Genomic DNA, 13404 nt, shown 5'->3' with positions numbered 1-13404 from the left:
ATCAAAACAAAGTAAAAGCCTGATTACTAATGTGTAACCAAGCTATATAGAATTCTTTATTTATTTCGCCTGTCTACTTGACAGGGGGTACATCAAAAGAGTGCATATCCAGTATGGTATACACCAAAAAACATTGACATACGATTTAACGTTTAATAAGATATAGTTAATAAGTTTATATATTGGGAAATATAAAATATAGGGGGTTATAAAAAATACAGGAAATTATCGTAGTATTAAGTTTTTATCATGTTTTAATAGCTAAGTAATACGAATGTTTTTTAGTAAGCACATATTTTTATGTGTTTTTTTGTGCAATTTCTCAATAAAAGAAGAATATATTGATTTAAATGAAGGAGAGTATATGGATATTTTGAATAAAGTAATATTTAAAGTGAAGAACAAAAAAGTTAGAGTTAAGCACATCATCTTTATCTTATTGGTAATCATACTTTTATTAATGCTTTGTAAATGTGAGAAAGATGCCACAGACAAGAAGAAGAAAAAAGAAGAGGCAATTAAGGATGTTTGTACAGTTACGAATGGAAATTTAAACACACTTGATGTTCTACTTGCACGTACTGATTTATGTAGCGATAAGTGGTTTCAAGACTTAAGTGATTATGTTGATAGGCTTCGTGATCAAAATAGTATTTTAAAAGATAAGGAAAGTAGTAAAGATAAAAAAATATATGCTCTTCAACAAGACATAATAAGTGTATTAGAGGAATTAGAAAATAAGCAAGATATTCAGACCGTTGATAAATTAGAAAAAAAAGTAAATGAATATAAGAAGTATTATGATGATAATTGCAAAAATGGGGATAAATAAAATGAAAAAAGTGATAATTAAAAAATTAAAAACACATAAAAATAAGTTAAAAGCAAGCTTCTTAGCAGGATTAATGATTTTTCAAGCATTGTCTATGACAATTAATGTTGTAGCAAATGAAATGGGAAAAGTGAAACTTTCAGATCAATACGGAGAGTATTTTAATAGAGAAATCCAACCCAAAATTCTAAATAAGGGAATAGAAGATGCTAGTTCAAGAAATACAATAACAAAGAAACCAATTATTTATAACGATAATATGAATAGTGTAGATGGTAATGAAGTTGAAACTGAGCGTACAGAAAATTCAAAGACATTTATTCAAAATGATGGAACATTTTTAAAAGAGATATATTTTGAGCCAGTTCATAAAAAGGAAGAAAATGGATTTGTTGAAATTGATAATACACTTGAAAATGTAAGTTTAATGAGAAGTAATCCAGTATATGAAAATAAAAATGGATTGTATGATTTTAGAGTTTTTGGAAATACTATGCAGATCAATGGGGAAGATAACTATATCTTAAAATTCATTAATGCAGATGCAAACCTAGACACATACGCAACCGAAGAAAACGTAATTTTATATTCTGAAGCATATAAAAACATAGATATGGAATATAGATTAGGTGGTGATAAGGTTAGTACGAATTTTATAATAAATGGAAAAACAGACGTTAGTAAAATTAACTTTAAATTAGAACACTCTAATCTAGAGTTTAAAGAATATGTGGATTATTTAGATTTTGTAGATCAAAACGGGAAAAGTATATTCAAGTACGTTAAACCCACAATGAATGATGGGAATGGAAAACAGGCAAACGTAATTTTTTCGTATGTGAAGAATAAAGACTATTTAGATATTCAACTTGAACTAGATTCATCATGGTTAGAGAATAGTGAGAGAGTGTTCCCAGTACAGGTTCAAGCAAAGGCTGCGTATGATCCAGTAGTTGTCGATATGGACTCATCTTATATTCGTTCTGCACAGCCTACAGTTACGAGTCGCTATCATGATTTATTTGTGGGGTTTGATGATGGATCATTGAATACTTTTGAATATTTAGGAGAAACAAGATCATATTTACATGTTGGAAATCTAGGGTTAGGTAATGATAAGGTTATTCTTGATGCAAAGCTAAGTTTGTACAAGAAAATTCAAATTGAAGATCAATGGAATCAAATTGCAGTAGGTAAAACAGCAGGATACGTAGATCCAGCAACAGTTAATTGGGGAAATAAACCATCTTCAATAGTAAATATGAATATCACGAATGTACGAGTTGATCCAGGATGGCAAGAGTTTGATATAAAAAGTTATATAGAAGATATTTATGTAGGGAAAAATAATACACTTGAACTAAAAGCCACGAATTCGAATTCAAATACACTGGCAAATGTATTCTATTCAGAAAGTGGAATTGGTCTTCCTAAAGTAACAATTAAATATAAGGATGCATTTGACGTAAGACCAGATTTAAATATAAATACATTTCATGAATATATGCGGATATATTCAATACAGAATGATAAATTTTATGGATTTAGTTTTGATGGAATAGCAAAGCCAGATAGTAAAGTGATTTTCAGTTTAGTCAAAAAAGATAAAAATGAGGTATTGCTTCAAGAGAGTACAACATCAAATAAGTATTTTGTTGATCCAATATTTATAACTAATTACATATCAGGAACACAAATTCAAGAGAAGAAGGATGGAAATTTTACAACAAATTATATTCTAGAGAATAAAATTCCAGAATTTGATGTTCCTTATGAGTACAAAGTGACAGTAAAAAAAGGAACCGAAGAAAGTACTCTTGAATATAGAACTGATGCCTTTGTGAAATATAAGGTAAAACTAGGAGATACATTACAAACGATATCCACGTACTATGGAGTAAAAATTGAAGATATTAAAAAGGATAATAACATTACAGTTGATATAATTAAAGAGAATGACATTCTCTTGGTTCGAATGAAGAAGAATAATCCAAAAGTAAGCAAAGAAACTTATACTCCACCAGAGAGAATAGCTGAATACAAGGCAAAATATGTAAATAGAGGACCAAGATGTGTTGGAACTTGTGATATTATTGATCCAGTTAATGCAACAACAGGTAATTATTTCAATGTGACGACAGATTTTACGCTAATCGATTTTGAAGATATAAAATTTAATAGGTATTATAATTCTACAGGACCGCAAATATCAAACATGTTTGGTAATGGGTTTACGTCAATATTTGAAAGTTATGTAAGTTATGATAAAGACGGAAATATGCATTATTTTTATGGCGATGGCAAAATCTATGAGTTTAAAAAGAATGGGGAGAATTATGAAGCGAGAAAGCAAGATCATTTTGAAATAAGAAAAGATAATAATCACATTGTAATAAAAGACTTAGATACTAACTATATATATACGTTTAACAAGTATGGAAGCTTAGATATAATAACTACTGATTTAGGAAAAGAAATAAAAGTAAATTATGATGATTATGGATATATAGTTAAAGTAGATATAGGTGCAAAAGAAATAAAATTTAACTACAATGATAAAAATTTAGTTAAAGAAGTAGTTTTACCAAATGGAGCAACAACTGCATATTTCTATGATAAAAATAGAAATTTGGTTGAATTTAAAGATGTAAATGGAAATAGTATAAAATACAACTACAATGAAGATAATTATCTTACGTATGCAGTAGATAAAAATGGTTATAAGACAGCTTTAAATACATATGATTCTGACGGGAGAGTTATAAAACAAAGTGATGCAAATGGAAATATTACTACGCTGTCATACAATGCAAATTCTTCTGTTGTAATAAACGCTGATGGCACAAGACAAGAATTTATATTTGACAATTCATATAGAATTACTGAAATGAAGAATGATGACACAAGCACCTATAAGTATGTATATGATAATTATGGAAATATATCTAAAGAAATAGATAGAGAAGGAAATGAAACGACATATATATATGATAAAGAAAATTTACTTAAAGTTGATTATCCTGATAAAACGTTTGAGGAGTATAGATATAATACGAATAATCAAATAGTTTATTCGAGACATCGGGATGGTAGCGTAGAAAATAGAATATATAATGGACTTGATGAAATATCCAATATAGATGCAAATGGAAATGCGATGTATTTTGAATACGATAACGAACATAGACTAATTAAGGAAACAAATATCTATGGAGCAAGTAAATCATATGAATATACAGAAAACCAAATAACTACAGTTAAACATAGTAACGGATTAATAGAGAATTTTGAATATGATGCGAATGGAAATACACTTAAAGAAAGTGATAATCAGGGTAAAGTAACAACATATGTGTATAATCTAAATGGAGAAATGATTCAAAAGAACTATCCGGATGGCAGCGATGAGAAATGGACGTATGATGGAAATGGAAACATCGTTGAATATCAAGATAGATTAGGTGGAGTTACTACGAATGTGTATGATAAGAACAACAATTTAATAAGTTCGACAAAGGGTTTAATGACGAACTCATACGAGTATGATGTATTTAATAACTGTATTAGCGAAACTGATATTAAAGGAAACACAATTCGTTCAACATACAACACTTACAATAAAAAAGAAACTGAAACAGACATTTATGGAAATAAAACTACATTTTTATATGATGAACAGGGACAATTAATAAAAACAATTGATCCTTTTGGTAATGAAGAAATTCAAGAATATAAATATGAAAATCTTGTTAAATCAATATCAAAAGAAGGAATTACTACTTTATATAAGTACGATGAGTTAAATAGAGAAGTTGAAAAAACAAATCATAATGGATTTAAGGAAACTAAAATTTATGATGGTGATAAATTGTTATCAACTGTAGATGAATATGGAAAGACTATAGAAAATAAATATGATTCGTTCGGACGGATAATAGAAAGAAAAACTATATATCTAGATGGAATGATTACAATTACTAAAATCACTTATGATGAATATAATAATATTATTAGTGAGAACGTTGATGGAGCAGTAACTTCTTATGAGTATGATGTATACAACCGTAAAATTAAAACGGTTGATCCGTTGCAAAACACAACTACTTTTATGTATGACTTTAATGATAATATCATAGAAGAAACTGATCCGTTGGGAAATAAGAAAATAACAAAATATAATGCAAATGCAGATGTAATAAGTGAGACAGATAAGAATGGCAATATAACTACGAAGCAATATGATACAAATGGGTTTTTAATAAATGAAACAGATGCAATGGGATTTACTTATTCATATATATATAATAATAAAGGACAAATTGTTGAAGAAATTGATCCGTATAATGTTCATACTGTATATGTTTATGATACTTATGGTAATCAAATAGAATCAAAAATTGATGGTAGTACAATCGAGAAGAAATTATTTGATGCTTACGGAAGAGAAATCGAAGTAGAGAATCAAGAAAATCATATGTCTAGTAAATATGATTCTTTTGGTCGTGTAACAAATACCATAAACCATGTTACAGGTTTAGAAACTGTAAAAAAATATGATGAATATGGAAACATTGTAGAGGAAAGTGATAGTGAAGGTTTAAAAACGATATATACATATGATACTCACCAAAGGAATATTGAAACACAAGATGCATATGGCAGAAAACAAACACAAGTTTATGGTGTTAGAGGAAATGTTATAGAAAAGTATAATTATGATGGTACATGTGAAAAAATGGAGTATGATGTTAAAGGAAATGTGATCAGAAAAATTGATGTTAATGGTCAAACTACAACGTCTAAATATAATGTTTCAGATGAATTAATTAGTGAGAAAATTGGAGAAAAAGAAACTCAATTTGAATATAATGCACTCGGAAAAAATACGAAAATTATTCATATAAATAACAACTCTTTTGAAAGCAAAGTATATGATGCAAATGGAAATCTAATTGAAGAGATAGATGCGCTTGGTAATCAAAGTAAAAAGGAGTACAATAAAAACAATTTAGTAATCACAGAAATAGATGCACGAGGGAATAAAATTTGTAAAGAGTATGATGCATTCGGTAATTTGATAAAAGAAGTAAATCCTTTAGGTGGTAGTAAGCAAAACCAATATAATAAATTTGGACAATTGGAAAAAGAGATAGATGAAAGAGGATTCGTAATTACATATTTATATGATGAAAACCATAAACTAGTTGAAACTATTGATCAAAAAGGAAACTCGATTAAGGCAACGTATAATGAGGTAGGTCAACTCGTTAGTGAAGAAAATGCAAACGGAGGAATCACAGAATACTCATATGATGCATATAATAGGATTGTTGAAGTAATAGAACCAAATGGGAAAATTATAAGTATCACATATGATGCGATAGGAAATGCAACTCAGGAAAAAGATGGTGAAAAAATAACAACAAATATTTATGATTCATATGGTCGTCTTATTCAAAAGGAAGTAAATGGAGTTATTCAAGAAAAAAACAAATATAATAAATATAATCAAATAATAGAAAAAGAAGATGCAAATGGAAATGTAAGTGAATTTACATATGACTTGAATGGAAATGTCGTATATCAAAATGAAAAAGGATATATTATTGAAAACAAATATGATGTTTATAACAATTTAATATCAAAAATAGAAAACAAAAAATATGTTGAACTATATACATATGATAGTAAAGGGCAGTTAATTGCAACTTCGATAAACAATAAGAAATCAATTGAAAAGACATACGATGCAAATGGAAATGAAATAAAAGTTGTAGAATCAGGTTTAACTAAAGAATTTACGTACGATGTATTAAATCGCCCAATTGAGATGAAAGTGCCTTCAGGAGATGGAAGCGAAATGATCGTTTTTCAAAAAATAACATATGATGAATCTGGAAATGTTATTGAGGAAATGGACGCTTTAGGTAATAAAATTTTGAGAACATATGATGCAAAGAATAATATAATATCAGAAACAAATGCAAATGGAATAACTAATACTTTTGAGTATGATGCACTTAATAATTTAACTAAGGCACAAAATGCCAATGGTAGATATGTAAGTTATACATATAATTCAGGAAATGATATGATTATTAAACTAGTAAATTCAAAGTATGCAACATATGAATACGATGAACAACATAACTTGATTGTCGAGAATAACGAGTACGGATATACAAGTAAGTACGAATATGATTTTTTTGGAAATAAAACAAGTTATATTAATCCTAATGGAGTAGAGATTAAATTTGAATATGATAAACTTAATAATAAAATTAAAGAAAATGATTCAATATTTACATATGATAAGCGCGGGAATCTTAAAACAGCTTCAAATAAAGAGGGAAAAATTACATATACATACAACGATTTTGACCAAATTACATCAGTAGTAGATACAGAAGGTAAAAAAGTTACATATGTATACAATGAAGACAAACTACTAACAAGTGAGATATACGAAGGAATAAATATAACATATACTTATAATGAAAATAGGCAATTATTTGAGGTGAAAAAGAATGATATTATTATTGCCACATACGCATATAATAGTAGAGGTGAAAACACAGCGTTAGTTCAAGGAAATGTTGAAACAAAAACAGAATATGACAATGATGGTAGTGTAATAAGAAAAACGTCCATAAAGGATGGAAAGACAATTCAAGATACTTCATATGTTTATGACTCGAACGGTAACTTGATAGAAGAAACAATTAACGGAAAGAAAAATACGTATGAATATAATAAATATGATGAACTTTTGAAAAGTAAAAAGTATATTGATAATGAATATATTACAACAACATATGCGTATGATTTATATGGAAATAAAACGATTGCTTCATCAAATGGAGAGAACTACCAATATAATTATAATGATAAAAATCAGGTAGAGAGTATTGTAACACCAAAAGGAACAGTTAAGTATAACTATGATAAAAATGGAAATGTTAGCGAAAAGATTAATGAAGATAAATCTGTTGATAAATATGTGTTTGACGATAATAATAAACTAGTACAATTAACAAAAGGACAATATCAATATGATTATTTTTATGATGCACAACAAAATAGAATAGCTCAAATTAAAACAGATTTAAAAGATTATCATTTTGATGTTTGGTATGATTATAATGTTGAATTTGAAGTAACAAGTACTGAGCAATTAGCAAATGGATTTGATGAGTTACGAAAACAAATAGAAAGCAAAGAAAAGAATGGTGGAATATGTAGTTATATTGATAGTTCAAGTTATGATGTAACATATTATAAAGAACCAGAAGTGACTAATTATATGCTAGAAAGAAACTCGGATTATGCTCAAGTATTAAGTATAAATGGAAAAACCAATGTATTTGGTATTTCATTATTGGAAAGTGACAATGAAATTCAAGTAAAAGGATTGAATGATAGCATTGTTGCAAAGGTAGGAAATGATAAAATTACTAAAATTACATATAATGATTTTGGTAAGACAAATAGTCAAATTGTAGGACATGGATATAATAGTGAAATGATGGATGATACTGGCCTTATTTATTTAAGAGCAAGATATTATGATCCAGAAGTTGCACAATTTATTCAAATTGACAATAATTACAGCGGAGAAAAGGAAACGGTGAATACCCAAAACCGTTACGCATATACGTTAAACAATCCATATAAATATGTAGATAAAGATGGTAATCGATCAATTAAAATAGGAGAAGGTACAGGTGCAGTAGAAAAACTATTAAAATCATCATGGCTACAAAAATCTTTAAAGGAATTTACAAAAATAGTAAAAGCATTATTACCATCGCCATCAGTTTCAATAGCAATAAATGCATGGAAAAACGCTAATATTGTTAAAGGAAATAAAACAAGTAATAAAAATAGTGGTAAAAACACAAATAATATTGGTTTAAACAAAAGTCAATCAGGATTTGACAAGGTAGATAAGAAAACTTTAAAAAGAAGAATTATAGAGGTAAAATGTCCAGAGATTGTATCCAGTATTAAAAATGTCGTGTCAGCAGCGTTTGTAGTTACTCATAAAATATTGGATTTGAATTTTAATTTAGGCATTATTAGTATAACTATAGAGAAATTTGTGAAAACAAAAATTGAACTTAGTCAAGATAATGCAAAAAAACTTGCAGGTGTAGGAATTACAACATCAACAGAGTTTAACTTAAGACATGATCTAAATATTGTTACAGCCCTTAGTGAGCTAACAAGTATGGGAATGAGTTATTATAGTGGTGATTGGGGAGACAAGCATTTCAATCTCTCAGCAACTGTATGTAAAACAACATATGCTGTTGAGGCAGTAATTCAAACACTTAATCCATTTGCAGATAACTATCTAGGATTTTCAGTAGAAACTGAAATAAACGAGTATGTGTCTATCGAAGATACGTTGTCAGTTAGCTCGAATCCGTTAGCACTTGCATTACTTACTTTAGCTGTAGTAGTCACATTACCTGCTTCAGCACCAGCATTTGCAGTAGCGGCAAGTAGTGCATTAACTATACTACAAACATTAACAGAGTCGATCCCTCAACTCGGATCAGCAGTTTAATAAATATAGTAACGACATTCTCGAATTACGTGTTAAGTATTACATGAGGATAATAGAAGAAGGATGAGAAAATGAATAAAAGAATGACAATAGTATTAATAATAAGTATGGTTGTGATAGGTTGCACGAAATCACTAACAACACTAGAACAAATAGAAGATCAAATATCTAATTTGTGTGAAGATAGATTTTGTAATTTTGATAATTTTGTTGAGATTAGTGATATTAAGGGGGTAGGCATATACACGCTAGCAAAAGTGAATTTTGAAAATAGAGATGGTTTAGTATATGGATGGCATGATGAACTAACTAGAGAAGATGATTTTGATGTGTATTCTGCTGGATTGATTAGAAATGAAGACTATCACGTTTTCGAAAACTTGGATGAGAGCTATGGTCGTGGTCATAATTATTATATTTGCATGACACTCTTGCCAGTGAATAGTATTGAGTATAATGGAAAGAAAATTGACCTTAAAACAACAAAGTTTGATTTGAATGGAGAGACAAAAACTGTAACGACGTTTGTGATAGAACTAGATAGTGAAGAATTATTGAATAAAAACTTATTGGATTTAGTGCAAGGTGAAGAAGGATGAAAGATAACATAGGTAGAATACTATTTGCGCAAATTGTTGCGATGTGTGGAGCATTTATTGCGGTTTATGTGTTTCACACATTCTATAAAGACAGTATAAATGTAAGTCAATTTGAAACGTTTTGTATTCTTGCCTTATTCGTTAGCAGTTTCGTAATGGCTATTTTCATATTGGAATATGTTGATAGAATTAAAGGGAGAGTTTTTTCAATTATTCTAGCAGTCTGTATGATGTTTGTGATATTTGGATTGTTTGTAGTATCTGTACCTATGTTATTCGTCGAAATATTGTTATTTATAAATTTCATTTCTAAATTAAACATGAATTCAGTTTTAAATAGAGATGAACAAAAGCGAATTGATCAAGACAGAATTGATAAAATCAAGGCATTTTTATTAAGTAAGAGAAGATTATACATATATAAAATTTTGATTGTGATAATTGATACTTCGGTTATATTTGGACTTTCAAATATTATTGAAAATAAAGTAGTAATTGTCATAGCTTCAGTAATATTGGTGGTTTTGTCATTTTGTATGTATGTAATTATTGTTCAAGCAAAAAACAGAAACAAAAATGCTGAGTTATTTGATGATATTTTAACAGAGGAATGTGATGCAAAAGCATATTGTGTTATTTATCGTGCAATTGAAAGAAATTGCAAATCGATTGATGTTATGTTTGGTTATATGCGTGGTCTTCGATGGGGTGGCTATGTAATAGAATTCGATAGAATGTTGAATGCATATAGGGTAAACAGAAAAACGTATGAATATAAAATAATGATTTATTATAGAAACGCACTTGATAATGACGTGAATGATAATTTATACAAAGAGCTAATTTCACTTTATGATAGTTACATTAAACGCAGTAAGAATGATAGAGCGTGGATATATAGTAAAAAGATATTCATGATACAACATGAAGTTATTAAAGAAAAATACACAGAAGCACTAGAAAACATTCATGAATTACATGAATATGAAGAGACTTTACCAAAGATTTCATTAATTAATCAGAAAAGTTTAGAAAGTGAGTGCTTATTTCATTTAGGTAAATATGAGGAGTGCATGAACTTACTTGATTGGATTATTGAACATGGTAATACATTGGTGGTGGTACGTAATGCGCAAGATCGTAAACAAAGGATTCATGAAAAACTAGCCATTGAAGTATAAAATGGATAGATAAAGTGATATTTACAACATCCTGGTTACATCAATTGACATAATGTCTATCCAATACTAAGATAACACCAACCAAAGCAGTAAAAGTTATAAACAAAGAGTTTATAGGTTTATAAATTTACAGCTAAAGGAGGGCGTTTATGAAAGTAACTATTGATATGTACAGTGACTATGCATGTCCATTTTGTTATCTGGGAAAAGAGAATTTAAAAGCAGCAATTAATGCGTTACATCTACAAGATGATGTTGATATTCGTTACCATAGTTTTCAGTTAGATCCAAATATTGATCAATCACACCCAATTGATTTAGAACACTTTGCGAAGATGAAAGGAATTTCATTGCAGCAATTACTTGAATCACAAAAAGAATTAGGTGAAAGACTACAAGAAAAAGGATTGACGATGCATTATGATAAGCTGATTGTCGCAAATAGTTTTGATGCACATCGTTTAGTAAAATTTGCAACAACACAAAACAAAGCTACAGAATTACAAGATCGTTTATTAAAAGCAAGTCTTGAACAAGGTTTAGATATTGCAGACTATAATGTATTAACTACACTTGCTGTAGAAATAGGTTTGGATAAAGATGCAGTAAAAGCTGTACTAAATTCTGGTGATTATGCATATTCAGTCATTCAAGATTTAGATAGTGCACGCGAACAAAATATATCGGGTGTTCCATTTTTTGTGATCAACAATCGCTATCCAATTTATGGTGCACAACCAGAATATCGTTTTGAGGATACATTACGTCGTGCATTACTTGAAATGGATGATGCACCAATTAAAAAAGAAAAGAAACCAGAAGTCTGTGAAGGCGATTGTTGTTTGTTTGAATAGGTGATGTAAAGGCATCACTTTTTCGTGTGACGGGCAGTCATATATATAGTCCTCAAACTGCAATGGGAATTGGCAAAAGTTGATGCTAGTATAAAAATAGGACCACTGAAACAGAGATTTTCCGACATTTGGTATAATGTAAGTAGATGGACGTACAGATAACTAGAGGAGGTGTTATCAATGTCAAAAGGCAAACAATACACTAAACAATTTAAGCTAGATGCAGTTCAATATCATCTTAATCATCCAGAAATATCCATCAAGCAATGTGCCAATAACTTGAATATTGGATATAGTACATTAGGTAAATGGATTCAAGAGTTCAAAAATGGTGGTGATATTAATGTTCGTGGTAGTGGTAATTATGCAAGTGATGAAGCGAAAGAAAATGCAAGACTACGAAAAGAGTTGAAGGACACAAAAGATGCTTTAGAAATCTTAAAAAAAGCAATGAGCATACTGGTCGATTAACTGAGAGAAAATATGTTGCAACGAAAAAATCTAAAGAAGAAGACGCATCGATCTCTGTTAACAGTGTGCTAAGAATACTCGGTGTGTCAAAATCAGGATATTATGCTTGGTTAAATAGAAAACCAAGTGAAAGCCATAAACGGTGTGAAAAATTAAAAGAAGAAATATTAGATATCTATGAAGCCTCACATCATATATATGGATCACCTAAAATAACTGTATGTTTAAGCGAAAAAGGATATTCTGTATCTCAGAAAACAGTATTTAAATTAATGAAAAAGATGGGACTAAAGCCTCATTATATAAAGCCGTGGGTTCGTACAACAACAAATTGTGATTTTTCAACAAAGCTACAAAACGTACTGGAAAGAGACTTCAACCCAACCGAACCAAATGCTGTTTGGTGCACTGATATTACTTATATTCCAACTAGTGAAGGATTTGTATATCTAACAAGCATTATGGACTTATACTCAAGAAAAATCATTGCATGGACATTAAGTGAATCAATGGAGTCGGAAATTGTTCTACAATGTTTAAGACAAGCGATTGAAGAAAATCAAACAAGCAAACCAAGGGTGATTCACAGTGATAGAGGGATACAATTTGTATGCAAACTATATCAAGAAATATGTGGAAATATGACACGCAGTTATTCAAGGAAAGGAAACCCATGGGATAACGCATGCATTGAGGCTTTTCACTCATTGATAAAACGCGAATGGTTGGACCGTATTAAAATCAGAAATTACAATCATGCATATACACTTGTGTTTGAATATATCGAAACATTCTACAACACTGTAAGGATACACTCAAGCTTAGATTACCTTTCACCAAACGAATACATTAAAAAGTTTTACACACATTCTAATTAGACTAACTACATTTAACT

At 29.3% G+C, this 13404-nt stretch carries 6 protein-coding genes and 1 pseudogene; all 7 read left to right on the top strand.

Annotation, left to right across the window (positions count from 1 at the left end):
* Window positions 1–364: 364 nt before the first annotated feature.
* On the top strand, window positions 365–832 hold the full coding sequence (locus M2098_RS08115) for a hypothetical protein (RefSeq protein WP_280684518.1): 468 nt from the start codon (window positions 365–367) through the stop codon (window positions 830–832).
* 1 nt (window position 833) lies between these two features.
* Complete coding sequence (locus M2098_RS08110; RefSeq protein WP_280684516.1) at window positions 834–9404, top strand: RHS repeat-associated core domain-containing protein; 8571 nt, start codon at window positions 834–836, stop codon at window positions 9402–9404.
* Between the two features lie 71 nt (window positions 9405–9475).
* A complete protein-coding gene (locus M2098_RS08105) occupies window positions 9476–10003 on the top strand; it encodes a hypothetical protein (RefSeq protein WP_280684514.1) in 528 nt (175 codons plus the stop codon).
* Entirely contained in the window at window positions 10000–11184 is a 1185-nt protein-coding gene (locus tag M2098_RS08100; RefSeq protein WP_280684512.1) for a hypothetical protein, read from the top strand. The genes M2098_RS08105 and M2098_RS08100 overlap by 4 nt, the downstream gene beginning before the upstream one ends.
* Before the next feature lie 149 nt (window positions 11185–11333).
* Window positions 11334–12038 (top strand): DsbA family oxidoreductase, encoded by a 705-nt coding sequence (locus M2098_RS08095; protein WP_280684510.1) that lies wholly within the window; start codon window positions 11334–11336, stop codon window positions 12036–12038.
* A 180-nt stretch (window positions 12039–12218) separates the two neighbouring features.
* Window positions 12219–12509 (top strand): transposase, encoded by a 291-nt coding sequence (locus M2098_RS08090; RefSeq protein ID WP_280685261.1) that lies wholly within the window; start codon window positions 12219–12221, stop codon window positions 12507–12509.
* Between the two features lie 26 nt (window positions 12510–12535).
* Window positions 12536–13387: pseudogene (locus tag M2098_RS08085) on the top strand (IS3 family transposase); the annotation flags it as partial.
* Between the last annotated feature and the right edge of the window lie 17 nt (window positions 13388–13404).

Source organism: Breznakia sp. PFB1-19 (assembly GCF_029893935.1).
GTDB classification, from domain to species: domain Bacteria; phylum Bacillota_I; class Bacilli_A; order Erysipelotrichales; family Erysipelotrichaceae; genus Breznakia; species Breznakia blatticola.
This window is presented reverse-complemented; position numbering and strand designations above follow the sequence as displayed.